General features: G+C 52.5%; 22 protein-coding genes. 15 read left to right on the top strand and 7 right to left on the bottom strand.

The features are described from left to right. Positions 1–588 precede the first annotated feature (588 nt). Together bamA and iraM are read left to right on the top strand one after the other, a co-directional pair. The gene (bamA, locus tag ACMYSK_RS17690) at positions 589–3,012 is read left to right on the top strand and encodes an outer membrane protein assembly factor BamA (RefSeq protein WP_434637358.1); all 2,424 of its coding nucleotides are present in this window, start codon (positions 589–591) and stop codon (positions 3,010–3,012) included. Positions 3,013–3,304: 292 nt separating this feature from the next. Continuing rightward, positions 3,305–3,655, top strand: coding sequence for an anti-adapter protein IraM (gene iraM, locus ACMYSK_RS17685; protein WP_434637355.1), 351 nt, complete (start codon positions 3,305–3,307; stop codon positions 3,653–3,655). A gap of 501 nt (positions 3,656–4,156) precedes the next feature. On the opposite strand, the gene ACMYSK_RS17680 is transcribed toward iraM, so the two are convergent. Further along, a complete protein-coding gene (locus ACMYSK_RS17680) occupies positions 4,157–5,014 on the bottom strand; it encodes a winged helix-turn-helix domain-containing protein (protein ID WP_434637353.1) in 858 nt (285 codons plus the stop codon). 452 nt (positions 5,015–5,466) lie between these two features. On the opposite strand from ACMYSK_RS17680, the gene ACMYSK_RS17675 reads away from it, so the two are divergent. The 6 genes from ACMYSK_RS17675 to ACMYSK_RS17650 all read left to right on the top strand — a co-directional run bounded on the left by ACMYSK_RS17675 (position 5,467) and on the right by ACMYSK_RS17650 (position 12,376). Next, positions 5,467–6,042 carry a LuxR C-terminal-related transcriptional regulator gene (locus ACMYSK_RS17675; RefSeq protein WP_434637351.1) on the top strand — a complete coding sequence of 192 codons (576 nt, stop codon included), beginning with the start codon at positions 5,467–5,469 and terminating at the stop codon, positions 6,040–6,042. A gap of 171 nt (positions 6,043–6,213) precedes the next feature. Next, positions 6,214–6,798: a common pilus major fimbrillin subunit EcpA gene (gene ecpA, locus ACMYSK_RS17670; RefSeq protein ID WP_434637349.1), complete on the top strand. Its 585-nt coding sequence runs from the start codon at positions 6,214–6,216 to the stop codon at positions 6,796–6,798. A 59-nt stretch (positions 6,799–6,857) separates the two neighbouring features. Continuing rightward, positions 6,858–7,526 (top strand): hypothetical protein, encoded by a 669-nt coding sequence (locus tag ACMYSK_RS17665; RefSeq protein ID WP_434637347.1) that lies wholly within the window; start codon positions 6,858–6,860, stop codon positions 7,524–7,526. A gap of 24 nt (positions 7,527–7,550) precedes the next feature. Then, positions 7,551–10,076 carry a CS1-pili formation C-terminal domain-containing protein gene (locus ACMYSK_RS17660; protein WP_434637345.1) on the top strand — a complete coding sequence of 842 codons (2,526 nt, stop codon included), beginning with the start codon at positions 7,551–7,553 and terminating at the stop codon, positions 10,074–10,076. Then, the gene (gene ecpD / locus ACMYSK_RS17655; RefSeq protein WP_434637343.1) at positions 10,066–11,709 is read left to right on the top strand and encodes a fimbrial adhesin EcpD; all 1,644 of its coding nucleotides are present in this window, start codon (positions 10,066–10,068) and stop codon (positions 11,707–11,709) included. Before ACMYSK_RS17660 ends, ecpD begins: the two co-directional genes overlap by 11 nt. Further along, entirely contained in the window at positions 11,678–12,376 is a 699-nt protein-coding gene (locus ACMYSK_RS17650) for a hypothetical protein (protein WP_434637341.1), read from the top strand. Before ecpD ends, ACMYSK_RS17650 begins: the two co-directional genes overlap by 32 nt. Positions 12,377–12,423: 47 nt before the next feature. Here ACMYSK_RS17650 and ACMYSK_RS17645 read toward each other — a convergent pair whose 3' ends face one another. After that, positions 12,424–12,705, bottom strand: coding sequence for a YjcB family protein (locus tag ACMYSK_RS17645; protein WP_434637339.1), 282 nt, complete (start codon positions 12,703–12,705; stop codon positions 12,424–12,426). A 533-nt stretch (positions 12,706–13,238) separates the two neighbouring features. Here ACMYSK_RS17645 and ACMYSK_RS17640 point away from each other — a divergent pair. After that, positions 13,239–14,819 (top strand): EAL domain-containing protein, encoded by a 1,581-nt coding sequence (locus ACMYSK_RS17640; protein WP_434637337.1) that lies wholly within the window; start codon positions 13,239–13,241, stop codon positions 14,817–14,819. 4 nt (positions 14,820–14,823) lie between these two features. On the opposite strand, the gene soxS is transcribed toward ACMYSK_RS17640, so the two are convergent. Continuing rightward, positions 14,824–15,153: a superoxide response transcriptional regulator SoxS gene (soxS, locus tag ACMYSK_RS17635; protein ID WP_004856516.1), complete on the bottom strand. Its 330-nt coding sequence runs from the start codon at positions 15,151–15,153 to the stop codon at positions 14,824–14,826. 85 nt (positions 15,154–15,238) lie between these two features. Between soxS and soxR the strand changes: the two genes are divergently transcribed. The 4 genes from soxR to ACMYSK_RS17615 all read left to right on the top strand — a co-directional run bounded on the left by soxR (position 15,239) and on the right by ACMYSK_RS17615 (position 20,490). After that, positions 15,239–15,700: a redox-sensitive transcriptional activator SoxR gene (soxR, locus tag ACMYSK_RS17630; RefSeq protein ID WP_434637335.1), complete on the top strand. Its 462-nt coding sequence runs from the start codon at positions 15,239–15,241 to the stop codon at positions 15,698–15,700. A gap of 257 nt (positions 15,701–15,957) precedes the next feature. After that, entirely contained in the window at positions 15,958–16,623 is a 666-nt protein-coding gene (locus ACMYSK_RS17625) for a glutathione S-transferase family protein (RefSeq protein ID WP_434637333.1), read from the top strand. A 389-nt stretch (positions 16,624–17,012) separates the two neighbouring features. Beyond that, positions 17,013–18,362, top strand: a complete 1,350-nt coding sequence (locus tag ACMYSK_RS17620) for an NCS2 family permease (protein ID WP_434637331.1) — start codon at positions 17,013–17,015, stop codon at positions 18,360–18,362. Between the two features lie 481 nt (positions 18,363–18,843). After that, positions 18,844–20,490 carry a Na+/H+ antiporter gene (locus ACMYSK_RS17615; protein WP_434637329.1) on the top strand — a complete coding sequence of 549 codons (1,647 nt, stop codon included), beginning with the start codon at positions 18,844–18,846 and terminating at the stop codon, positions 20,488–20,490. Between the two features lie 94 nt (positions 20,491–20,584). Here the strand turns inward: ACMYSK_RS17615 and ACMYSK_RS17610 are convergent, their stop codons facing one another. Then, the gene (locus tag ACMYSK_RS17610) at positions 20,585–21,466 is read right to left on the bottom strand and encodes a LysR family transcriptional regulator (RefSeq protein ID WP_434637327.1); all 882 of its coding nucleotides are present in this window, start codon (positions 21,464–21,466) and stop codon (positions 20,585–20,587) included. A 103-nt stretch (positions 21,467–21,569) separates the two neighbouring features. Here ACMYSK_RS17610 and ACMYSK_RS17605 point away from each other — a divergent pair, with 103 nt between their 5' ends. After that, positions 21,570–21,980 (top strand): CidA/LrgA family protein, encoded by a 411-nt coding sequence (locus ACMYSK_RS17605; RefSeq protein ID WP_434637325.1) that lies wholly within the window; start codon positions 21,570–21,572, stop codon positions 21,978–21,980. After that, entirely contained in the window at positions 21,973–22,662 is a 690-nt protein-coding gene (locus ACMYSK_RS17600) for an LrgB family protein (RefSeq protein WP_434637323.1), read from the top strand. The genes ACMYSK_RS17605 and ACMYSK_RS17600 overlap by 8 nt, the downstream gene beginning before the upstream one ends. A 33-nt stretch (positions 22,663–22,695) precedes the next feature. Here the strand turns inward: ACMYSK_RS17600 and actP are convergent, their stop codons facing one another. The 3 genes from actP to acs all read right to left on the bottom strand — a co-directional run bounded on the left by actP (position 22,696) and on the right by acs (position 26,798). After that, positions 22,696–24,345 (bottom strand): cation/acetate symporter ActP, encoded by a 1,650-nt coding sequence (actP, locus tag ACMYSK_RS17595; RefSeq protein WP_434637321.1) that lies wholly within the window; start codon positions 24,343–24,345, stop codon positions 22,696–22,698. Then, positions 24,342–24,656 (bottom strand): DUF485 domain-containing protein, encoded by a 315-nt coding sequence (locus ACMYSK_RS17590; RefSeq protein WP_434637319.1) that lies wholly within the window; start codon positions 24,654–24,656, stop codon positions 24,342–24,344. Before ACMYSK_RS17590 ends, actP begins: the two co-directional genes overlap by 4 nt. A gap of 183 nt (positions 24,657–24,839) precedes the next feature. Then, positions 24,840–26,798: an acetate--CoA ligase gene (gene acs, locus ACMYSK_RS17585; protein ID WP_434637318.1), complete on the bottom strand. Its 1,959-nt coding sequence runs from the start codon at positions 26,796–26,798 to the stop codon at positions 24,840–24,842. Positions 26,799–26,948 lie beyond the last annotated feature (150 nt).

The raw sequence follows: 26,948 nt of genomic DNA, 5'->3' as shown, positions 1-26,948 counted from the left end.
ATTCCAGACCAGCTACCCCTCCATCACGTGGCGAGGGGCTGCAGGCGGCCAGGTAAATGCCTCACCCTCCGTGGTAAGGCGCCACTACTTTACTTTTTAGATATCACGCTTGATGTGCTTTGATGTTCCCATAAGCCTCTCATACTCTATTCTGCTATTTTGAGGAAAATATGAAGAATTCATACAAATTAACGCCCTGATATATTGTGGTTATTACAGGTTGTTACTGCATAATTTATTCAAAATCTCTTCATTTTAAATTCTGTATTTCAGGGTAGATTGCTGGTGTTCCTGGTTTATCCCAGAGAGCATCATTCCTAACAAGATCTTTCCCCCTTTCACCCAATCAGAAAGGGGGCTTTTTGTTTTATAAATTAAAAAAATCATTTTCAATTTTATTCTGTTGTCAGGTTGCTGCTCAGACTGACTTAATTTGACGAAGTTCCGTTAAATTAAAATTTTTTCTCTATCGAATAACATCCTTCTTTTCTCCATTGTTTCACCATAATGACGTGTAATTCTGCGCGTTGCTTACGCAAATCCCAGCAGAATTCTGCTATCGCCAAATATCTCTTAGACAAAACGTCCATGCTAAAGAAAACAAATATCATTGCCGGATTATTAATTTCGCCCTTAACGCTTTATGCATCAACAACGTACAAAGTTGATGATATTCGTTTTGAGGGGTTGCAGCGCGTTACCGTAGGGGCTGCACTATTAAGCATGCCCATCCATACCGGAGAACAGGTATCTAATGATGATATTAGCGAGTCGGTACGCGCTTTATATGCCAGCGGTAACTTTGAAAATGTCCAGATCCTGCGTGATGGCGCGACGCTGGTAGTACAGCTTAAAGAGCGGCCGACGATTGCCAGATTAAGTTTTTCGGGAAATAAATCGGTAAAAGATGATGCCCTGAAAGACAATCTGGCGGCCAGCGGCGTTGAAGAAGGGAGCGCATTGGATCGTAACGCGCTCAGTGAAATAGAAAAAGGATTACAGGATTTCTATTATAGCGTCGGGAAATACAGCGCGCAGGTCCATGCGGTGGTAACGCCATTGCCGCGTAACCGCGTCGATTTAAAGTTTGTTTTTCAGGAAGGCATCGCCGCGACCATTGCCCAGATTAATATCATCGGCAATAAAGCCTTTCGCGAGGACACGCTGCTGGATCAGCTTCAGCTGCGTGATCATGTTCCATGGTGGAACGTGGTCGGGGACAAAAAATATCAGAAACAAAAAATGGAAGCCGACCTGGAAACCCTGCGGAGTTATTACCTCGACCGGGGCTATGCGCGCTTCGCGATTAACACCAGCCAGGTCAGCATCACGCCGGATAAAAAGTCGCTGTATCTCACGGTCAACATATCTGAAGGTGAGCGTTATAAGGTTACCAGCACGGTGGTGAGCGGTGAGATGGCCGAACACACGCAAGAGATTGAAGCGCTGGTACAGCCACTGTCGGGAAAATGGTATAGCGGGGCCGACATTACAGCCGTCGAAAACAGTATCAAAAAGCGGTTTGGTAAATACGGCTACGCCTGGCCACAGGTAAATACCCGTACTGAAATAGACGACACACATAAAAGCGTGGCCCTACATATCAATGTTGATGCCGGGCGCCGTTATTCCGTCCGCCAGATCCGTTTCGTCGGGAATGACACTTCACGCGATGCCGTCTTACGTCGTGAAATGCGTCAAATGGAGGGCGGATGGCTCAATGATGAAAAGGTACAGCAAGGGAAAGAGCGGCTGGATCGCACGGGCTTTTTTGAGACGGTAGATAAAGAGATAACGCCGGTTGCCGGGAGTCAGGATCAGGTTGATGTCGTCTATAAAGTGAAAGAACGTAATACCGGTTCGTTTAACGTTGGGCTGGGCTTCGGGACAGATAGTGGCATCAGCTATCAGCTTGGGGTCACTCAGGACAACTGGTTAGGCACCGGCAACAGCGTCAGTTTTAACGGGACGCGCAACAGCTATCAGTCCTATGTTGAACTGGGTGCTACCGACCCCTATTTTACCGTTGATGGCGTCAGTCTGGGCGGGAAAATTTTCTACAACAGCTATGATGCCGCCGACGCCGATGCCGGGAGTTATAACCAGCAAAGCTATGGCTTGGGGAGTAGTCTTGGCTTCCCGATTAGCGAAAATAACTCGCTGAGTCTGGGTGTAGATTATGTCCATAACTACCTGACGAACATGGATCCGGAGCTGACGACGTGGAATTACCTTAACTCTCGGGGTATTTATCCCGACGTAGTCACGAAAGATGGCAACAGCGGGGCAAAGTATAGCGCCAACGACGTCTTTGCCAGCCTGGGCTGGAGCTACAACAATCTCGACCGCGGATTTTTCCCCCGTGCGGGGAATAAAAGCAGCCTGAGCGGAAAAGTGACCGTACCGGGTTCAGATAACAGTTATTACAAACTCACTCTCGATACCGCGCAGTATGTCCCCCTTAATGAAGGGAAAAGCTGGGTCTGGATGGAACACCTTAAAGCGGGTTATGCCGGTGGCCTGAACGGGAAAACGGTCCCGTTTTACGATAACTTCTATGCCGGAGGCTCGACGTCGGTACGCGGTTTCTCTTCTAATACCATAGGGCCAAAAGCGGCTTACTATCGCTGTAATGGGTCTGAAAGTAGCTACAGCAATTGCCCGGTAGAAAGCTCTTCTGATGCGGTGGGCGGAAACGCCATGGCGGTACTGAACAGCGAATTTATTATTCCGACGCCGTTTATCAACGACAAGTATGCCGACAGTTTGCGTACTTCGTTCTTTGTCGATGCGGGGACCGTATGGAGTACGTCGTGGCAAAATACCGCTCAGACGCAGGCCGCCGGGATCCCTGACTATGGCGATCCGCTACATATTCGTATGTCGGCAGGGATTGCGGTGCAGTGGATGTCGCCGCTGGGCCCGCTGGTTTTCTCCTGGGCTGAACCGTTTAAAAAATATGACGGTGATAAGGCGGAGCAATTTCAATTTAATATTGGGAAAACCTGGTAAATATCCGCAGGCGACGCGATGGGGTTGGTTAGGGCCCGTCGTGTCTTCCCATCATTGCCGCCTGTTCGGCAATTGTGTTTTTGTAAATTTATACCCAGCGTAATGTAGAATTATGTATTTCTATTTTACCTGTCTACGTATTTTGTATTAGCTCACTTACTTATTAGTCGTCACTTTAAAGGCCCAATGCCCCGGTCTTGCATCACAATATCGAGGGCAAGGCTTGCGGTTAATTATGATCTTTGCTATCACTATCTATATGGTTGTTGCCCGCAAAGCACAAGGATGCGAAATGAAATGGACAATTCAGAACACAATTATCTGCCCACATTCTGGTGTAGCATTTTCGAGTATTTCAAGGCTGCGCTTCTTAAAATTCATCATATGGTATGAAGCTGATATTCTGCTGCTTCCTGGGGAGTCGATGAGGTTGTACTCCTCGAAAGTATTAGTTAACGAAAGATATCATCATATTAAAGTCTATAATATTTCAATCTACAGCCAGGCTCAGTGGGAAACCCTACGGGAACGGCCTTCCTGTCCCTATGATTTTGACGCTACAACGGTGGAGGGGTGCTGTTACCAGCCACACTGCGCGATTAAACGCTGCCCGGGAAGTTTCAAGCACCATGCGCTGTGCTAACCGGAAAGGTGGCTAACCATTGGTATTTTCACAAATAAAATAGGGTGTGTTTGTTGACATGAAGACCCACGACCCTGGTTTTATCTTTATTATTTTGATAATGAATTTATCTTCTTTTCTAATTTCGGTGAAAAATGGCGGTAACACTTCATCAAATTTATGATTGATAGGAGTTACGTCTGATCGCATATTGGCGTCAGTGCTTCTGAAAATATAAATATTGTTTTTATTTTTTACGTAACTTAAATATTTCCTGATGCTAATGTTATCTTTTATATTTCCTGAGTTGCCGGTAAATGTGATCAACCCATCCCCCTCGCTGGCGAAGAACGTGACGGAAAAGGTAAACTCCTCGCTGTCATTAATAATTGAAAATGCAGAAGTACAGTTAATGGTTTCACCATCATCGGATGTGTTTATATGGTAAAAAATGAAGCTTATCACGATAATAATGCCGGCGTATACGATGACTTTATTTAGCTTGAGTATATTCATATTGTGTTATTTTAAGTAATAAGATGAAGTACAAAACGATTTTTTATTAGATTTAATCGGGTATCGACAGGCGATCAGCGATGTCCTGCTCGATGGATAATGGTTGGTAATATAAATGTTCTTCCCATTTGAGCAGGTGATATTATGCTCTTTAAGAAATTCAATATAATATTCATCGAATCGCAAATCATCATTTCTGAAAATCTTGCAGTTGTTTACCGTTGTTATTAGTGCATAAGATGCGAAAGGTGAATCGGTCGCTGCCGACTGACTGATGTAGACATGCAGCAGAAAAATCAACAGGGTAGTAATACCCGCGATGATCCACCCTGTTTTTCTTTTTTTCACGGCCCCGATAATTCCCTTCGGGATATCATCATCTTTTCCTTGCTCTACCGGCGGGTCGGCGTGAAGCTGCTGGCTGTCTTGATGGTAATTGCTGCGCTCCTCCGCAACGACGATATTTATCTGAGGCGTTACGCTATCGACGCCATTCTTCGGGCCGTTCTCCGTATTGGTATCGGGGCTATCAATCCGAATGTTTGCATCATCAGCAATCATAAACCCCCGTTTAGGGATGGTTTGAATAAGTGTTCCATTCACATTTAAGCGATTTAGGGATTTGCGCAATAAAGAGATGTTTTGATGTAAAGTATTCGGCGTAACATTCATCCCTCTTTCTCCCCAGGCATTTTGTAACAGCTCAGCCTGGGTGACGATTCTTCCCTGATTTTGTATTAACAAATCAAAGCACAGACTTGCTGGTATTGCCAGAGTAATGTGTTCATTACTTTTTATGGAATGGAGAGTATGCGCTTCAGAGTTAAATCTCAGCGTGTTCTCGATAACGTAAATAGTAGCCATATATGATGTCTTATTGTGAGAATAGTTACCACTGTGTCATTTATCTGGGATTTGATGCCGCGATACTAGCACCAAAGAGTAGACCTGACATTCATTCATCACTAAGAATACTCTTAATCCAGTAGCATGATTGTTATAAATCAATGTCCATTTGTTAAATGTGGTATTTATTTTTATATTTATCAATGGGTTGTGTTTTAACAAAAGATCAACAGATGTGATTTTTTTGTGCTTCATAACTTTATGAGTAATAAAATGAAGTCATTAAGCTTACTATTTATGTATGAAATGTGGTGGCGCGGCTCTAACAAAAATAATAGTGAATTTTTGTCATCATTCATAAAAGAAAAGTAAAAATAAGAGTAAAGAGAAGGGTCGGAGCTTCATCATAGATGATGACATTCTCCAATGGATTAGCTCAATGGACTCAATGGAATGGAGGCGTTGTTATCATGGCCGTACTGATCGTAACAGATAATTATTTCTATATGCAGGGTCTGCTGAGCATAGCCGATGATGACTGCTACATCAGCTGGGTCGATAACGTCGAGAATGAGTTCGCGCAACAACAGTGCCGGGCGCTGAGTGCAGAAGATTACGTCATTATTCATTTTGCGCAGATAGAGAAAATGCTTTGTGCCTATCAGCATTATCTGTCGAGCAGCCCGGCGAAGGTCATTGTCGCTCCTGATGCTAAATTTGTTAGTGATGTTTCCGATATCAATAATATCTGTTTTTTGTCTGCTAACGCGAGTGTCAAAACGGTGGAGAGCATCCTTAAGCTAAAAAAGTTTAAGGCCAGGAAAAGGAATCTCACGGTTCGTGAAGAGAAGATTATGTCATTGATGATTATTGGCAACTTAATCAATGATATTTCTGAAATTCTCGGTCTGAGTATTAAGACGGTAAGTTTGCATAAAAGCAATACCAGTAATAAGGTCGGTTTGTTAAATAACAATAACATTACCATGCTTGCTTTAATGCGTTTTATATTGCCGGCATCAGGAACCAATATGATTCTTATTTAATGTTGTGTAACCCGCAGCGTAATTGAGTTTTATTGTCACAGGGATCCAGTGAGTTTTATCGATTTATTCAACCTTTGCATTTAAGAACACCATGTTCTTAAGGGCGATCATTCCATAACGATGGAACAGTACGGGCGATAAAAAGCCTCTTATTATTATCAGGTGATGAATATGAAATTGAAAATGTTAGCAGCAGCTCTGGTTACGACTTTCTGCGTGGGCACCGTTCAGGCAGCAGACGTTACGGCTCAGGCCGTTGCGACCTGGTCAGCCACGGCTAAAAAAGACACCACCAGCAAACTGGTCGTGACGCCTCTGGGTAGCCTGGCTTTCCAGTACGCCGAAGGGATTAAAGGCTTTAACTCGCAAAAAGGCCTGTTTGATGTCGCGATTGAAGGTGATGCGACTGCGACGGCATTTAAACTGACCTCTCGTCTGATTACCAATACCCTGACTCAGCTGGATACCTCGGGCTCGACGCTGAACGTCGGTGTGGATTACAACGGCGCCGCGGTCGAAAAATCTGCTGATACCATCATGATTGACACCGCGAACGGCGTTCTGGGCGGTAACTTAAGCGCACTGTCTAATGGTTACAACCAGGCCGGCCGCGCCACTGCACAGGATGGATTCAACTTCTCTATCATCAGCGGTACCACTGATGGTACGACCGCAGTCACCGATTACAGCACGCTGCCGGAAGGGATCTGGAGTGGTGATGTCAGCGTTCAGTTCGACGCCACCTGGACCAGCTGATTTCTCTGTAGCACGAGCAGGGGGATTTCCCCCTGCTTTCCTCCACGGACCGAATTCATATGAAAAACCGCATTCTGGCTATCAGCCTGTATTTTTGCGCCATCATGCCGGCCCTGGCCCTGGATGTTGGCGATATCTCTTCGTTTATGAACAGCGACGGCAGTGTGCTCAGTAAAGAGATTAAAAACACGACCGATAGTGGACGTTTAATCAATATCCATGTTGAACGCCTTTCCTCGCCGCTTGAAGGCGGCAGTGTGATTGCGATGGACCGTCAGGATGAAGTGCTGCTGACGCCCGCCAGCCTGCTGCTGCCGGCGCAGAGCAGCGACGTCATTCGCTTTTTCTATAAAGGGCCGGCGGACAATAAAGAGCGCTATTACCGCATCGTCTGGTTCGATCAGGCGTTAAGCGATGCGCAGCGCGACAGCACCCGGCGCAGTGCGGTTGCCACCGCATCGGCCCGTATCGGCACCATCCTGGTCGTTGCCCCGCGTAAGGCGGATTACCGCTATCAGTACGCCAACGGAACGCTGGCGAACACCGGCAATGCCACGCTGCGTATCCTAGCTTACGGACCCTGCCTGAAGCCTGCGGATGGCAAAGAATGCAAAGAAAACTATTACCTCATGCCCGGCAAAGAGCGTCGTTTTACCCGCGTAAATATTGCCGATAAAAAGGGACGGGTCGCTCTCTGGCAGGGCGAGCAATTTGTGCCCGTAAAATAATAATTGTGCTGACGGACTAAGGTTATGCCTTTACTACGGATTTCACCCGGGCTGAAAACGCTCTTTGCCTACGGTATGGCCATTTTTTCTCTTCCGCTTAGCGTAAATGCAGCTCCCCAGCAGGTGCAGCAAATGGGTGGCGTGGTGATTCCTCAGGCATTTAGCCAGGCGCTGCAGGATGGGATGAGTATCCCGCTGTTTCTTCACCTCGAAGGCAGCCCGGGGACGCAGGACGATCAGCGCCTCGGCAGCGCGTTTATCTGGCTGGATGATGGAACGCTTCGCATCCGTCATATTCAGCTGGAAGAGCGCGCTGACAATGCCAGCGTAAGCGAACAAACCCGAAAAACGTTGACCGAACTGGTGAATGCACCTTTCAACGGCGATTTACATATCACGCTGACGACTGAGGCTCAGCTACAGCTTAGTCTTCGCCAACTGCTGTTGCAGCTGGTGGTGAAACGTGAGGCGCTGGGGACCGTCCTGCGCTCGCGCAGTGAGGATATCGGCCAGTCCAGCGTAAACAGTATCAGCAGTAGCCTGAACTATAACCTCGGGGTGTATAACAACCAGATGCGTAACGCCGGGAACAGTACTTCGAGTTATTTGTCGTTGAACAGCGTCAGCGCTCTGCGTGAACACCATATTGTGCTGGATGGCTCGCTGTACGGTGCCGGAACCAGCAATCAGGATAGTGAAATTTATAAGGCCATGTATGAGCGTGATTTCGCCGGGCATCGCTTTGCCGGTGGGATGTTGGACACGTGGAATTTACAGTCGCTTGGGCCGATGACCGCGATTTCTGCGGGGAAGATCTACGGTGCATCCTGGGGAAACCAGGCCAGCTCAACGGTATTTGATCATTCACAATCGGTTACGCCGATTGTCGCTTTTTTACCTGCCGCGGGTGAGGTGCATTTGTCACGCGACGGGCGTCTGCTGAGCGTGCAGAACTTTACGATGGGCAACCACGAAGTGGACACCCGGGGCCTGCCCTACGGAATTTATGATGTGGACGTCGAGGTTATCGTCAATGGTCGGGCGGTGAGCAAACGCACGCAGCGCGTGAATAAACTCTTCAGCCAGGGGCGTGGAGCGGGGGCACCGCTGGCCTGGCAGGTCTGGGGCGGCAGCTTTCATATGGACCGCTGGTCAGAAAGCGGCAAAAAGGCCCGGCCGGCAAAAGAGAGCTGGCTGGCGGGCGCATCCACGTCCGGCGCCGTTGGCGTCCTCAACTGGGCGGCGACCGGCTACGGTTACGATAGCAATACCGTAGCCGAGACGCGTCTGACCGTGCCGCTGACGGAGGCGGTCAACGTCAACCTGCAAAATATGCTAGCCAGCGACAGCTCCTGGAGCAGCATTGGCAGCATCAGCGCGTCCTTACCCGGGGGGTTTAGCACCATCTGGGTTAACCAGGAAAAAACCATTATTGGCGATAAGCTACGGCGTAGCGACGCCGATAACCGGGCGATTGGCGGCACCCTTAATCTCAATCCACTGTGGTCAAAGCTGGGAACATTTAGCATTAGCTACAACGACGATCGTCGCTACAGCAGCCATTACTACACCGCGGATTATTATCAGACGCTCTTTAGCGGCGCGTTCGGCTCGCTGGGCCTGCGTGCCGGTATCCAGCGATTCAATAATGGTGACAGCAGTAGCAGCACCGGGAAATACATCGCGCTCGACTTCTCACTCCCTCTGGGAAACTGGTTCAGCGCCGGTATGACCCACCAGAACGGCTACACCATGGCGAACCTGTCCGCCCGTAAACAGTTTGATGAGGGCGTGGTGCGTACCCTTGGCGCCAATATTTCGCGCGCGGTCTCCGGTGATACCGGGGATGATAAAACGCTGAGCGGCGGAGCCTACGCCCAGTTTGATACACGTTACGCCAATGGCACGTTGAACATTAACAGCGGCGCTGACGGCTATGTGAATACCAACCTGACCGCCAGCGGTAGCATGGGTTGGCAGGGGCGAAATATTGCTGCCAGCGGGCGCACCGATGGCAACGCCGGCGTGATTTTTAATACCGATCTCGATGATGACGGCAAGCTGAGCGCCCGGGTTAACGGGCGGGTCATCCAGCTTACCGGTAAGCGCAACTATCTGCCGCTGTCACCCTACAGCCGTTACGACGTAGAGCTGCAAAACAGCAAGAATTCTATCGACAGTTACGACATTGTCAGCAGCCGTAAGAGCAGCCTGACGCTCTACCCGGGCAACGTGGCGGTTATCGAACCGGAAGTGAAGCAGATGGTGACCGTTTCCGGACGCATCCGTGCCGAAGACGGCACGCTGCTGGCCAATGCGCATATCAATAACCACATTGGTCGGACGCGTACCGATAACACGGGCGGATTCGTTATGGACGTGGATAAAAAATATCCCACTATCGATTTTACCTACGGCAATAACCAGAGCTGTGAAGTCGGGCTTGAGATTGGTCAGGCGCGAGGAGCGGTGTGGGTGGGTGACGTCGTCTGCACCGGCCTGAAAACTTACGCCAGCGTGCAGCAGGCAGGAGAAGGACATGAAAGCTAAGTGGTTTCCGTTAATTGGCCTGTTTGTCATCGCGCTGTGCGCGCTGCGGGCAGAAGCGGCGGTGACGAAGACAACCTGGGCTGACGCGGCTGCGGTGCAGTATGTTTTCGTTGAAAACAACTCTGATGATAACTATTTCGTTACGCCGGGCGGTGTGCTGGACCCGCGCATGACCGGTGCCAGCCGCTGGACCGGGCTGAAATATACCGGCAGCGGCACTATCTATCAGCAGAGCCTGGGCTATATCGATAACGGCTATAACACCGGACTTAACGCCAACTGGAAGTTTGATATGTGGCTGGAGAACTCGCCGGTATCAAATCCCCTGAGCGGGCTGCGCTGCATCAACTGGTACGCCGGTTGCGATATGGCAACCAGCCTGATTTTGCCGCAGGTTACTGACGCGAACGGATTTTACGGCGTGACGGTGACTACCGGTGGGCAAAAATGGATGCACGGCATGATGTCGGACGCCTTCTATCAGTATCTACAGCAGATGCCGGTAGGCGGCAGCATGTCGATGACGATCAATGCTTGTCAGACCTCCGTCTCCTATGATGCAAGCAGCGGAGCACGGTGTAAGGATCAGGCTTCCGGTGCCTGGTATGTCCGTAAAGTGACCCATACCAAAGCGGCGAACTTAAAGTTAATCAACACCCATTCGCTGACCGAAGTTTTTATCAATAGCGACGGGATCCCGACGTTGGGAGAGGGCAGCACGAACTGTCGGGCGCAGACGATTGGCACCCGGAGTGGCCTGAGCTGTAAGATGGTCAACTATGCGTTGCAGCACAATGGATTGAGTAATACCTCGATTCATATTTTCCCGGCAATAAACAACTCATCGTTAACGTCGGCGGTGAATATGTATGATATGCAGTTCAGCCTGGATGGTAACAGCTGGAAGCCGGTCAGCGGCACCGCCTACTACTATACGTTTAACGAGCTGAAAGCCTCGGATTCGGTTTACATCTTCTTTTCCAGCAACTTCTTTAAGCAGATGGTGGCGCTGGGGATCAGCGATATTAATACCAACGATCTGTTTAACTTCCGTTTCCAGAACACCACCTCGCCGGAATCCGGTTGGTATGAGTTTTCCACCTCCAACTCGCTGATTATCAAACCGCGCGATTTCAGCATTAGTATTATTTCCGACGAGTACACCAGTTCTCCATCGCGCGAGGGGTATGTCGGCGCGGGACAGCCGTCACTGGATTTCGGCTATATCGTCACCACCAGTGGAAAAACCGCCGCCGATGAAGTTCTGATTAAAGTCACCGGCCCGTCGCAGTCGATCGCCGGGCGCTCATACTGCCTGTTCAGCTCGGCGGACGGAATGACAAAGGTTCCTTTCCCGGCGCTGCTGGTGTTTACCACCCAGACCGGTACGACCAAAAATTATGATGCCGGCTGTGATGATAGCTGGCGTGATATGACGGATGCGCTGTGGCTGACGACGCCGTGGACGGATGCGTCCGGCGATGTCGGGGTGATGAACAAGACGACGGTGAAATTTTCCATACCGATGAACGACGATATTTCGTTACGAACGGTAGATGACGATGGCTGGTTTGGTGAAGTCAGTGCTTCAGGAGAGATTCATGTTCAGGCGACATGGCGCAATATTAATTAATCTGCTCCAGGCCGTCGCGTGGGTGCTGCTTTTGGGGCTGCCTGCAACGGGCCGGGCGATTTCCGTTGGCAATTTAACCTTTTCGCTGGGCGCCGGGGAGACTTTTGTCGCCAAACGGGTACTGAATAATAACCCGAGCGCACGGCTGTATCAGATATCCGTTGTCGGGATCGATCGTCCGGGGGGAAATGAAGTTCGCTCTCGCCCGGCAGATGGCGAGCTGCTGTTTGCCCCGCGTCAGCTCACTCTGCAGGCTGGACAAGGGGAATATTTTAAATTTTATTACCATGGCCCACAGGATAACCGCGAACGCTATTACCGGGTCTCATTTCGCGAAATCCCCACCCGTAACCGTATCGCCCGCACTGCAGCTGGTGGATCGGTGGGGATCGACCCGGTGGTGGTGATGGAAACTATCCTGGTGGTGCGCCCGCGGCAGGTGCAGTTTAAATGGGTTTTTGACCGCCAGTCGGGAAGCGTCAGTAACAGCGGCAATACCTGGTTTAAGCTGCTGATCAAGCCGGGATGCAATGCAACGGAAGAAGAGGGCGAGGCCTGGTATTTGCGGCCTGGAGATGTGGTTCACCAGGCAGCGCTGCGCCAGTCTGGGGATAAATACATTATCTATAATGATAAATTTATTAAAATATCAAAGGATTGCGAATAGATTTGGTGGGGTAATAAAAAAGCCTCCCGAAGGAAGCTTTTTTATTATCAGGTCATGACCATCGGCCATTCTGGCGGTGTCTGACTCATGACTTCGATCATGACGTCTTTGATGTTACCCCAGATTTTGGCAATATCCAGCAGCGTTATCCCTAGCAAGCCGGTAGCGAACCAGCAGGCAGCGACCAGGCCGAGACAGCTGCAAATAACGGCTAAACCGGCATAATCGCTTTTGCGTAGCTGAATATTCATCGAACTGGCCAAAAACATCAGAACCGCGCTCACCAGCGGCCAGCGCAAAAGTATGACACTGGTAGTTATGGAAGCCATCAACCTCATCCTCAAAGAAAATCGGGTGCCTTTGACAACCTGGCGAGACTGACAATGACGTGGCGCTCTGGCTATCTACGGGCAATCAGGGGAGTAATGAAACAGCGTTCTTGTTTCATTAAGTTGTGTGAACTATATCACATTTGCTTCTTTATTCACCAGTCAAAAGTGTGCGTTTTTTGGTTGTTTTTAAACCATGTAATTGTTGTGGATAATGGTGAGGCTGCATTTTACCGCTCCCGCAAACAGTAAACATTGCCTTCCTGGGTTTTGATTTCTTTTTTTGTGCGCGTTATCTACGGCTTTTATTACGTAATCTTGCCAATCACACGGATAAACCGAATTAGATAGAGGTGTTGCTCTCATAATGACGAGAATGTTTCTCGATTCTCCGTGAAATTAGTATTATTCATCATTATTGAGGGTGGGGTTTTTACATCAAATGACTGGTTGCTGAAAATAGTCTCTGTTGTATAACAACGGGTGTGATCTTTTACCGTGATAAAGGCATATCGCATGGACAATAAACGGAAATGAATCGTCGCACACTGCACAACGCGTTGAGAATATTGGGTATGACGCTGGTGCTCCTGCTACCCGTCCTTCTGGCGCTGTGGTTTGCGCAAATCAGAGCAAAAGCAGAGACCTCCGATCGGCTCCGCGCATTTTCACAACTGGCGCTACAGAAAACGGAAATGGTTATCTATGAGGCGGATCAGGCGCGTGATAAAGCCATGCGATTTAAAGGGATAATATGTTCTCCCGCACATCAGCAATATATGTTGTCGATTGTTCGTAGTCTGCTTTATGTCGACGATTTAATTTATGCTGATGGTACGCGTTTGTTTTGCTCCACTTCGGTACACCCTGATACCGCATGGCGTATTCCTGCTGCGAATTATACAAAACAGCCGGATGTCGCCATCTACTACTACCGTGATACGCCTTTCTATCCCGGCTTTGCGATGAACTATATGCAGCGAGGGCATTACCTTGCCGTTATTAACCCACTGTCCTACAGCTCATTAATATCAAGCGATAAAGATTTAGCCTACGGCCTGTACGATACGAAAACGAACCTGTTTTTTTCCACCAGTAAGCATGCCGATGCTTCTCTGCACGGCCTGATTCGTCATGAAGACGCCTTTTTTCACGAGGGCCAGCGGGTATATACCGTGGCCCATTCGGCCATCCGCCCGATCGCCGTGATTATGTCCACTTCGTGCGCCAGTTATTATCAGAGCTTTTATGATCAGCTAAGGCTCACCTTACCGCTGGGGATTATTTGCAGCATTCTGATTTTACTGGTGTGGTTGCGTACCCGGCAGCAATACCATTCACCACGCAATATGCTACAGCGTGCGCTCAATCGCCGTCAGCTGTGTCTGCATTACCAACCGATAATCGATATCGAAAATAACCGCTGCGTGGGTGCCGAAGCTCTGCTGCGCTGGCCGGGGTTTGACGGGCCGGTGATGAGCCCGGCGGAGTTCATTCCACTGGCGGAAAATGAGGGGATGATTGCGCAGGTCACCGATTATGTGGTGGATGAGCTGTTTTCCGAGCTGGGAGAATTTCTGGCCAGACACCCGCATCTGTATATTGCGATTAACCTGTCGGCGACCGATTTCCACTCTTCACGGCTGATTGCCCAAATCGGTGAAAAGGCCAGGAGCTACGCGGTACGTATCGATCAGATAAAAATTGAAGTCACCGAACGCGGGTTTATTGACGTACAGAAAACCATGCCGGTCATCCAGGCTTTCCGCGAAGCCGGGTATGAAATTGCCATTGATGACTTCGGCACGGGTTATTCAAACCTGCACAACCTCCACGCTTTAAACGTGGATATTCTGAAGATCGATAAATCGTTTATCGATACGCTCACCACCAACAGTACCAGCTACATGATCGCCGAACATATTATTGATATGGCCCGCAGCCTGCGCTTAAAGACCGTTGCCGAAGGTGTGGAAACGGCGGACCAGGTCATCTGGCTACGAAAGCGCGGGGTCCAGTATTGCCAGGGCTGGTACTTTGCAAAGGCGATGCCGCCGCAGGAGTTCAGGCAGTGGCTGGCGAACGCACCCGCGCTGCTCAGCCCTTGTGTATAAACGGTCAGGCGGAAATCTGATGGCGATAGTCGCTGGGGGTGCGATCGAACTCCCGGCGAAATACCCGTGAGAACGTCTGCTGCGACACATAGCCCAGATCCATCGCAATATCAAAAATTGGCCGCTGGGTGGTGCGCAGTGCTTCTGCGGCCAGCAGCAGTCTGCGTTGGCGGATGTAATCGCCCAGCGTTTGATGCATGACGGCGCGGAACATCCGCTGGAGGTACCATTTTGAGTATCCGGATTTTCTGGCGACTACATCAATGTTAAGTGGTTGATCGATATGTTCATCAATCCATTCAATAAGCGTTTGGATAATATCCTGATGGGACATAAAGCGGCCTCTCTCAATTCTCGATTCGTCGTTTTGTCTGCGGGCGAGTATAATTCCTCAAGTTAACTTGAGGTAAAGCGCTTTTATGGAAAAGAAATCCCCTCGTATTAAAATGCTGTTGACCCCGGGCGAAGTGGCAAAACGTACCGGCGTTGCCGTTTCTGCCCTGCATTTCTATGAAAGCAAAGGGTTGATTCACAGCCAGCGTAATGCCGGAAATCAGCGGCGCTATCGCCGTGACGTGCTGCGTGCGGTGGCGATCATCAAGATTGCCCAGCGTATCGGGATTCCGCTTTCGACCATCGGCGATGCGTTTGGCGTGCTGCCGGAAGGGCATAACCTCAGCGCGAAAGAGTGGAAGCAGCTCTCATCTCAGTGGCGGGAAGAGCTTGATCGGCGCATTCATACCTTGACCGCACTGCGTGACCAACTGGACGGCTGTATCGGCTGCGGCTGTTTGTCGCGACGTGACTGCCCGTTGCGTAACCCGGGAGACCGGCTGGGTGAAGAGGGGACCGGTGCGCGACTGCTGGAAGATGACGTATAAAACTAAAGCGCCACAACAGGGCGCTTTAGTTGTTTTCCGGTCTTTGTCTTTGACGCTATCCTACTGGTTCGCAGGAGGGTTTCCCCCGACGTCGGCTCCCCTCGGTATTGCGCAAGATGTTGATGGAGGTTCCGGATTGCGCCGACAACTTAATTGTGGCACAGCCCAACTATTTCACCCGTTTATTTAGGCGAATTTTTTCCGCCAATCGCCGTCAGTTCCTATAGTTAATTCGAACAAACTACGGGAGAGCCTGCATGTTAACGGTACATCATCTCAATCAGTCACGATCCCAACGCGTGCTGTGGGCGCTTGAAGAGCTCCAGCTGCCTTATCGCATTGTCAGCTACCAGCGAGAAAAAAATATGCTGGCGCCCCCTGAACTGAAAAAGATCCACCCGCTTGGCAAATCGCCGGTGGTGGAAGATAGCGGCCACGTGCTGGCGGAGTCGGGAGCCATTCTGGAATATTTGCAGGAAACCTACGATAGCGAACAGCAGTTCAGGCCGCAGGCGACCGAGGACAAGCTGCAATACCGATTCTGGCTGCATTATGCCGAGGGTTCGCTGATGCCGCTGCTGCTGATGAAACTGGTCTTTGCCAGCCTTGGTAAACCGCCCATTCCACTCGGTATGCGAACGTTAGGCAACGCGTTGGGCAAAGGGGTGCAGAAGGCCTGGCTGGACCGGCAAATCGCCACGCACGCGCGCTTTATTGAGGATCATCTCTCCCGTCAGCCGTGGTTTGCCGGCGCCCGGCTAAGCATGGCCGATATCCAGCTGAGTTTTCCGGTCATGGCGCTGCTGGCGCGTGGCGGTATCGAAGACGCGCCGCATATCAAGCAATGGGTGCAGCGTGTAGAACAGCGCCCGGCCTGGCAGAAAGCGATTGAACGCGGCGGCCCGTTCACCTTGCCGCAGTGAAGCAGCGATTTTTGTGATGACCGCGGTGAATTGCTATCGGCGCAATAAAAAAATGTTACCGGATTGCGCATAGACGACAACGTTTGCGCATCGACTGGTTATTTCATGAACGTCATAAGCAAAATTTAGCGAATTAGCGCAAACTTCAGTTGAAAAGGCCCATCTAAAGGCTGGATAATCGTTTGCCTTTTTATTTTGCTCGCTATTTACCTCTGTTCTGGGGGGAGCAAATTCATTCTGACCACCGTATTGCATGCGCGGAGTTAAACGTTTGCTTTTTGCAGCCCCCCTGGCGCTGTGAAGTAGCACAAGGAGATCGCGTTTAACTGGCAGTGGATGGTCCACCACGTATGCGGACGAACGATTAAAATTTTCAGGGGAAGTTTTCTATGTCTACGCCTTCAGCGCGTACCGGCGGTTCATTAGACGCCTGGTTTAAAATTTCAGCTCGCGGTAGCTCCGTTCGTCAGGAGATTGTTGCCGGTTTGACCACCTTCCTGGCGATGGTGTATTCGGTCATTGTTGTTCCGGGCATGTTGGGTAAAGCCGGGTTTCCACCGGCTGCCGTATTTGTTTCCACCTGTCTGGTCGCCGGCGTAGGCTCCCTCGTGATGGGGCTGTGGGCGAACCTGCCGCTGGCCATCGGCTGTGCTATCTCGCTGACCGCGTTCACCGCCTTCAGCCTGGTGCTGGGTCAGCACATCAGCATCCCGGTTGCGCTGGGCGCCGTGTTCCTGATGGGCGTGCTGTTTACCGTTATCTCTGCCACCGGCATTCGTAGCTGGATCCTGCGCAATTTACCGCAGGGCGTTGCGCAGGGTACCGGGATTGGTATCGGCCTGTTTCTGCTGCTGATCGCCGCAAACGGCGTCGGTCTGGTTATCAAAAACCCGCTGGACGGTTTGCCGGTTGCGCTGGGTCAATTCGACAGCTTCCCGGTGATTATGTCGCTGGTAGGGCTGGCGGTCATTATCGGCCTTGAAAAAATGAAAGTGCCGGGCGGTATCCTGCTGACGATTATCGGCGTGTCGATTGTCGGCCTGCTGTTTGACCCGAACGTTCACTTCTCCGGTATTTTCGCGATGCCTTCGCTGAGCGATGATAAAGGCAACTCGCTGATTGGCAGCCTCGATATTCTGGGCGCGCTGAATCCGGTGGTTCTGCCAAGCGTGCTGGCGCTGGTGATGACGGCGGTATTTGATGCCACAGGCACCATTCGCGCCGTCGCAGGGCAGGCAAACCTGCTGGATAAAGACGGGCAGATTATCAACGGCGGTAAAGCGCTGACTACCGACTCCCTGAGCAGCGTCTTCTCTGGCGTGGTTGGTGCTGCGCCGGCGGCGGTGTACATCGAATCTGCCGCGGGTACCGCGGCTGGCGGCAAAACCGGCCTGACCGCCGTGACCGTTGGCGTACTGTTCCTGCTAATTCTGTTCCTGTCTCCACTCTCTTATCTGGTACCTGCCTATGCAACGGCGCCTGCGCTGATGTATGTCGGTCTGCTGATGCTGAGCAACGTAGCGAAAATCGACTTTAATGATTTTGTCGATGCGATGGCGGGTCTGATCACCGCGGTCTTTATCGTGCTGACCTGTAACATCGTAACGGGCATCATGATCGGCTTTGCCACCCTGGTGATCGGCCGTCTGGTTTCCGGTGAATGGCGCAAGCTGAACCTGGGCACCGTCATCATCGCCGCTGCGCTGGTGATCTTCTACGCCGGCGGTTGGGCTATTTAAGCTTTTCCTGCGGGTGACGGGTGGCTCAGGCCGCCCGTCAGATTGCTGACAAAGAAGGAAAAAGCGTGGTTTTTCCTTCTTTGTGGTTAGCAGCCGAAAATCAATAAATTGATTTTCCTTGTTTTTTATTGGGTTGAATATGGCAGGCCGGTATCGTCTTGAGGTTTGTCATCAGTCTCACGGGTGGCTCAGGCCGCCCGTTTTATTTTTAGGCCACATCCTGTTTCCTTTTGCGTTAATCTGGGTAGCGTATTATCCAGAGACATGACGCCTCCGGTGTATACCCGTCATACTTCAAGTTGCATGAGCGTTGGCTGTCCTCGTGATTCGGCTCATCCATGAGCCTCAACCCTATCAGGGCCGCTGCTCGCAGCGTTACTCAGCCTTCAGCTTCGTCCCTTTGGGGCCAGCGCAAGCACTGTTGTCCTGCAACTCGAATTATTTAAGGTATAAAAAAGAAAACGCAGCAAACAGGGAACACATGGAAATATTCTTCACCATACTCATCATGACCCTCGTGGTCTCTCTCTCCGGGGTGGTTACACGCGTTCTGCCCTTTCAGGTTCCATTACCACTGATGCAAATCGCCATTGGCGCGCTGTTGGCGTGGCCGACGTTTGGTTTGCACGTTGAATTCGACCCCGAGCTCTTCCTGGTCCTGTTTATTCCGCCGCTGCTTTTTGCCGACGGCTGGAAGACGCCGACTCGTGAATTTATCGAGCACGGACGAGAAATCCTCGGATTAGCGCTGGCGCTGGTGCTGGTGACGGTGGTCGGTATTGGCTTCCTCATTTATTGGATAGTGCCGGGTATTCCGCTGATTCCGGCTTTCGCGCTGGCGGCGGTACTGTCACCGACCGATGCCGTGGCGCTGTCTGGCATCGTGGGCGAAGGGCGAATTCCGAAAAAAATTATGGGGATTTTGCAGGGCGAGGCGTTAATGAACGATGCCTCCGGTCTGGTCTCGCTGAAGTTTGCCGTCGCCGTGGCGATGGGCACGATGGTATTTACCGTCGGCGGCGCGACGGTCGAGTTCCTCAAAGTCGCCATCGGCGGCATCCTGGCCGGGTTTGTGGTCAGCTGGCTGTATGGTCGCTCAATGCGCTTCCTCAGCCGCTGGGGCGGCGATGAGCCCGCAACGCAGATTGTCCTGCTGTTCCTGCTGCCGTTTGCTTCCTACCTGATCGCGGAACATATCGGCGTCTCCGGGATCCTGGCAGCGGTGGCTGCAGGGATGACCATCACTCGTTCCGGCGTGATGCGTACCGCGCCTCTGGCGATGCGCCTGCGTGCGAACAGCACCTGGGCGATGCTGGAGTTTGTCTTTAACGGCATGGTCTTCCTGCTGTTGGGCCTACAGCTGCCGGATATTCTGTCGACGTCGCTGGTGGCGGCGGAAGCGGATCCTAATGTTGAAACCTGGATGCTGTTTACCGACATTATCCTGATCTATGCCGCGCTGATGCTGGTGCGTTTTGGCTGGCTGTGGACGATGCGCAAACTGAGCCAGCGTTTCCTGAAAAAGAAACCGATGGAGTTTGGCTCGTGGACAACCCGTGAGCTGCTGATCTCCTCCGTCGCCGGGGTTCGCGGGGCGATAACGCTCGCCGGTGTTCTGTCGATTCCGCTCCTGCTGCCGGACGGCAACGTCTTCCCGGCTCGCTATGAGCTGATCTTTTTGGCCGCAGGGGTGATTCTGTTTTCGCTGTTTGTCGGGGTGATTGCGCTGCCGATTTTGCTGCGTCATATCGAGTCGAGCGACCATGTTCAGCAGCGTAAAGAAGAACGCCTGGCACGTGCAGCGACGGCGGATGTCGCTATTGTGGCGATTCAGAAAATGGAAGAGCGTCTGGCGTCGGACACCAAGGAAAATATCGATAATCAGCTGCTGACCGAGGTCAGTTCGCGGGTCATTGGTAATCTGCGTCGCCGGGTTGACGGACGCAACGATGTGGAAACCTCAATTCTCGAAGAACAGCTTGAACGCCGGTTCCGTCTGGCGGCACTGCGTTCGGAACGCGGTGAGCTGTACCATCTGCGTGCGACCCGACAGATCAGCAATGAAACGCTGCAAAAGCTGCTGCATGACCTTGACCTGCTGGAAGCGCTGTTAATCGAAGATCAGTAGCCCGGTACCTGTTCCCCGGTGGCGCTGCGCTGACCGGGCTACGGGTTCAGCAAGCCGGTAGCCCGGACCGGCGCAACGCGCCGCCTCCGGGAGCTTACCCCAGCCAGAATGCCTTGCTGCACTCCAGCCACGCCTGTGCGCTGTGCGACAGATACACACCTTCCCGCCAAATCATTCCCAGCTCCCAGTGCAGCTCGCTCTGCAACGGTATCCAGCAAAAGTTCTGTGCATCGAGGCGTTCGCAAATCGGCTGCGGCAATATAGCCACGCCGATGCCCGCCTGCACCATGGCAGCAAGAAAATCCCACTGGCCGCTGCGTACCGCGATTCGAGGTTTTACATCATGGCAGGTGAACAGCGCCATTAGCTGCCGGCTCAGGGCGAAGTCTTCGTTATAAATCACCAGCGGATGGGCCGCGAGCGCTTCCGGCGACAGTGACGGAACGTTTTCCCATTGCTCCGTTCTCGGCGTCAGCACGCACAGCGGATGGTTGAAGAGCGGCAGCGTACTCAGGCCGCTGTTCTCGTCTACCGGCAGCGCTGTCATGGCGAGATCCAGCTCGCCGTTGCTTACCGCCTGCTGGACCGTCAGGCCGCCAAACTCGGCAATCTTTAGCTCCACGCCCGGGTAGCGCTGGCGAAACAGGCTAATCGGTTCTGCCATCAGCATGCCGACCATCGGCGGGATCCCCAGTCGCAGGACCCCCTTGTGCAGATGATTAATGTCGCTCAGCTCCGATTCCAGCTGATGAAACTCGCCAAGAATGGCCTGCCCACGTTCGAAAACGACCCGACCGGTATCGGTCAGCAGGAGCCTGCGTCCATCGCGAATGAGCAGGGTGCAGTTCAGCTCATCTTCCAGATTTTTGAGCATTTTACTGATGGTGGGCTGGGTGACGAAAAGCTTCTCCGCAGCGCGAGTAAAACTCTGTTGACGCACCACTTCGACAAAATAGCGCAGCGTTCGGATATCCATAATTATTCCCAGAGACTATACCTGTGATGATTTTAATTCATTTCTGTCCGCTCCGGCGGCTCTCTATACTGCACACCTCGCTTATTTTTCAGGAATTTCGCTCATGGCCTTCGCGCCAGCTCGTGTGGCCCCCTTCGTTGTACAGCGCCTCCAGGTCCCGGTTCAGGTGCTGATCTATGCCGGACTGTTCGTCTGCGCCGAATATTTAGTTAACTGGCTGCATCTGCCGCTACCGGCGAATTTAGTCGGCATGCTGATGCTGCTGGTGTTAATCGTCTGTCGGGTGATCCCGTTAAAATGGGTGCGGGCAGGTGCGCGCTGGCTGCTGGCGGAAATGCTGCTGTTTTTTGTTCCGGCGGTGGTGGCGGTGGTCAACTATACCCAGCTGCTGATGGTGGACGGCTGGCGGATCTGCCTGGTGATTGCGCTGAGTACAATGATGGTGCTGGGCGCGACGGCATGGGTGGTGGATAAAGTGTATCGCTTTGAAATCAGCCGGATGAAGCATGAGTGATTTTCAACTGAGTATCCTGTGCCTGATAGTGACGCTGGCACTCTATTTTGCCAATAAACGTCTGTATCGTCGCTTTCATAAGCTGCCGCTGATGCCGCTGGTATTTACCCCGATACTGCTGGTGCTGATCCTGGTCTTTGGCCATATCTCCTATCAGAACTATATGGGAGAAACCCACTGGCTGTTATGGCTGCTGGGGCCTGCCACGATTGCATTTGCCGTCCCGGTGTATGACAACCTGGCGGTGATTAAACGCCACTGGATGTCGCTGACCGCAGGCGTGACGACAGCGGTCGTTGTCGCGGTAACCAGCTCGGTGTGGCTGGCGCGCTTGCTTACGCTTCCGGATGAAATTCAGCGTAGCCTGGCGGTGCGTTCGATCACTACCCCGTTTGCGCTGGCGGCCGCCAAACCGATTGGCGGGCAGCCGGAGCTGGTGGCCCTGTTTGTGGTGATCACCGGCGTGTTTGGTATGGCGGTGGGGGATGCGCTGTTTATGCGGCTCGCTATTCGTGAAGGGATGGCTAAAGGGGCTGGGTTTGGCGCCGCTTCGCACGGGGCCGGTACCGCCCGCTCGTATGAACTGGGGCCGCAGGAAGGGGTGGTGGCCAGTCTGGTGATGATGCTGTCAGGCGTGGTGATGGTACTGGCAGCGCCGTTGGTGCGCCTGCTGATGTTTTAAGATTCCCCGGCCGGGTGGCCGGGGAATATCAGGTTAGTGCGCCTGGCCGGTTTCGATACCAATCCCGGTTTGCGAACGGATAAACTGAGCACGGAACTGCTCGCGCTCGCGCATTCCTTCCGCAGAGTTGTCGGTGGCAGAGAAGAACCAGATGCCAATAAAAGCGATGGCGATAGAGAACAGCGCCGGATATTCATACGGGAATATCGCCTTTTCATGGCCGAGGATCTGGACCCAAATCGTCGGGCCGAGGATCATCAGAATCACGGCGGTCAGCAGCCCCAGCCAGCCGCCAATCATGGCACCGCGGGTAGTCAGCTTCGACCAGTACATCGACAGCAGTATGATCGGGAAGTTACAGCTGGCAGCAATCGAGAACGCCAGACCGACCATAAAGGCAATATTCTGATTTTCAAACAGAATCCCCAGAAGGATCGCCACGACCCCTAATGCCAGAACGGTAATTTTCGATACCCGCAGCTCGTCACGTTCGCTGGCGCCCTTGCGGAAGACGTTGGCATACAGATCGTGCGAGACCGCCGATGCGCCGGCCAGAGTCAGGCCGGCAACCACCGCCAGAATAGTGGCGAAGGCGACCGCTGAAATAAAGCCGAGGAACAGGTTACCGCCCACCGCATCGGCCAGGTGTACCGCTGCCATGTTATTCCCGCCGATTAGCACGCCCGCTGAATCTTTGAACGCCGGATTTGCCCCCACCAGCATGATTGCGCCGAAGCCGATGATAAAGGTCAGGATATAGAAATAGCCCATAAATCCGGTGGCGTAGAACACGCTTTTACGCGCTTCACGTGCGTCGCTGACGGTGAAGAAGCGCATCAGAATATGTGGCAGACCGGCGGTGCCGAACATCAGTCCAAGGCCGAGCGACAGGGCCGATATTGGATCTTTCACCAATCCACCCGGGCTCATAATCGCCGCGCCTTTCGGATGCACCGCCATTGCCTCACTGAACAGATTGTTGAAGCTGAAGCCGACGTGCTTCATGACCATAAAGGCCATAAAGCTGGCGCCGCACAGCAGCAGGACCGCTTTGATAATCTGTACCCACGTGGTGGCGAGCATACCGCCGAAGAGGACGTAGAGCACCATCAGCACGCCGACCAGCACCACCGCGACGTGGTAGTTCAGACCGAACAGCAGCTGAATCAGCTTGCCCGCCCCGACCATCTGCGCAATCAGATACAGCGCCACCACCACCAGCGAGCCGCAGGCGGAAAGGGTACGGATCGGCCCTTGCTTAAGGCGATAAGAGGCGACGTCGGCAAAGGTATAGCGTCCGAGGTTGCGCAGGCGTTCGGCAATCAGGAACAGAATAATCGGCCAGCCGACCAGGAAGCCGAGGGAGTAAATCAGCCCGTCGTAGCCGGAGGTATAAACCAGCGCGGAAATACCGAGGAAGGAGGCTGCCGACATAAAGTCGCCGGCGATCGCCAGCCCGTTCTGAAAGCCGGTGATATTCCCGCCAGCGGTATAATAGTCGCTGCGTGAGCGCACGCGTTTTGACGCCCAGTACGTGATATACAGCGTCAGGGCGACAAAGATCAGGAACATGATGATCGCCTGCCAGTTTGTCGGCTGGCGTTGTACCGCGCCGGTGATAGCGTCAGCGGCACTCGCGGAAAAAGGGAGCGTGGCGGCAATCGCCGTCAGGACTTTCTTCATGATGCGTGCACCTCATTGATAACGCTTTTCGTCAGACGGTCAAATTCCCCGTTAGCCCGCCAGACATAAATTCCGGTCAGGACAAAAGAGATAACGATAACGCCGATGCCGATTGGAATGCCTCGGGTGACGCTGGTGCCGGCATGCAGCGGCGTGCCAAGCCAGCCGGGGGCGAAAGCGATAAGCAAAATAAAGCCCACGTAGATAACCAACATAATCAGTGACAGGATGGCGGCAAACCTTTGCCGGGTTGCAACTAACTCCCTGAAATGCGCACTATTTTCTACCCGCTGACAAATTTTCTCATTCATCACAGCGTCTCCAGAGGTACCCATTTCGTCATCCACGCGCTATCCGTCGGCAGCACTTTTCCGCCCGGCTGCGTGCTGTCGGGAAGAGGGGATGCTTACCGCTGTCCTGCTACGTGGAATCCTTAGGGCGTATGATTTATGTCCTCTCCCCTGACGAGGAGAGGGTGTAGGGAATGAGTCCGTTTATGACGGCATCGCAATGGCCTGCTTCTCTTCGAGCAGTTTTTCCACGACGCCAGGATCTGCCAGCGTTGACGTATCGCCGAGGTTGCTGGTATCGCCCGCGGCAATCTTGCGCAGAATACGGCGCATGATTTTACCTGAGCGGGTTTTCGGTAATGAATCGGTCCAGTGGAGCACGTCCGGCGTGGCCAGCGGGCCAATCTCTTTACGTACCCAGTTGCGTACTTCCGCATACAGTTCCGGCGTCGGCTCTTCACCGTGGTTCAGCGTTACGTAAGCGTAAATCGCCTGACCTTTGATGTTATGCGGAATGCCGACCACTGCCGCTTCAGCGATTTTCGGGTGCGACACCAGCGCCGATTCGATCTCTGCGGTGCCCAGACGGTGGCCAGATACGTTCAGTACGTCGTCCACGCGGCCGGTAATCCAGAAGTAGCCATCTTCATCACGACGCGCGCCGTCGCCGCTGAAATACATATTTTTGAAGGTTGAGAAGTAGGTTTGTTCAAAACGCTCATGGTCGCCGAACAAGGTTCGCGCCTGACCCGGCCAGGAGTCGGCGATAGCCAGGTTGCCCTCTGTGGCGCCTTCCAGCGGCGTGCCTTCATTGTCAACCAGCACCGGCTGCACGCCAAAGAACGGACGCGTTGCGGAACCCGCTTTCAGCTCAATGGCGCCCGGCAGCGGAGTGATCATAAAGCCGCCGGTTTCGGTTTGCCACCAGGTATCCATCACCGGGCATTTCTCGTTGCCAATCTTCTTCCAGTACCACTCCCAGGCTTCCGGGTTAATCGGCTCGCCGACGGAGCCCAGAATGCGCAGGGAAGAGCGGTCGGTGCCTTCAATGGCCTTATCGCCTTCCGCCATCAGCGCACGAATCGCCGTTGGCGCGGTGTAGAGAATATTGACCTTGTGCTTATCGACGACCTGGCACATCCGCGCCGGCGTTGGCCAGTTTGGTACACCTTCAAACATCAGCGTAGTGGCACCGCAGGCCAGCGGGCCGTACAGCAGATAGCTGTGGCCGGTCACCCAGCCCACGTCGGCGGTACACCAGTAGATATCGCCTGGATGGTAGTCAAAGACATACTTGAAGGTAGTGGCGGCGTAGACCAGATAGCCGCCGGTGGTGTGCAGCACCCCTTTGGGCTTACCGGTGGAACCGGAGGTATAGAGGATAAACAGCGGGTCTTCGGCATTCATCTCTTCCGGCTGATGATCCGCGCTGGCTTGTTCAATCACATCGCTCCACCACAGGTCGCGACCTTCCTGCCAGTCGACTTTACCGCCGGTCCGTTTGAGCACGACAACGTGCTCAATGCTTTTCACGTTTGGATTTTTTAGCGCGTCGTCGACGTTTTTCTTCAGTGGGATCGCGCGCCCGGCGCGCAGCCCTTCGTCAGACGTAATAACCAGACGAGAGCTGGAATCAATGATGCGCCCGGCAACCGCTTCCGGCGAAAAGCCGCCGAAGATCACCGAGTGAATAGCGCCAATGCGGGCGCAGGCCAGCATGGCTACCGCCGCTTCCGGCACCATTGGCATATAGATAGCAACCACGTCGCCCTTTTTAATGCCAAGGTCGATAAGGACGTTGGCAAAGCGGCAGACGTCGCGATGCAGCTCGCGATAAGTGATGTGTTTGCTCTGGCTGGCATCGTCGCCTTCCCAGATAATCGCGGTCTGGTCGCCGCGTTCGGCCAGGTGACGATCGAGGCAGTTAGCGGCAAGGTTCAGCGTGCCGTCTTCATACCATTTAATCGAGACGTTGCCCGGCGCGAAGGAGGTGTTCTTCACGCGCGTATAGGGCCGCATCCAGTCAAGGATTTTGCCTTGCTCACCCCAGAATGCATCAGGGTCGGTGACAGATTGGTGATAGTGCGCCTTGTACTGTTCCGGGTTAATCAGGCAGCTGTCCGCAATGTTAGCGGGAATAGAGTGCTTATGTATTTGGCTCATGGCTTTTTTTCTCCTGTAGGTTGTTAAATATATGTCAAACAAACGTTAATAGTAGGGGCTTTGGCGGCTTTGTTTGCTATTTGGGGGGCAGATCACGCATTGATTCAACTGAATGAAAATCAATCAAATGAAACTTTGAAGTGAAATAGT

Source organism: Klebsiella sp. I138 (assembly GCF_051131765.1).
GTDB lineage: Bacteria > Pseudomonadota > Gammaproteobacteria > Enterobacterales > Enterobacteriaceae > Klebsiella.
Note: the sequence above shows the minus strand (reverse complement) of the source record. Positions and strands in the feature narration are given on the sequence as shown.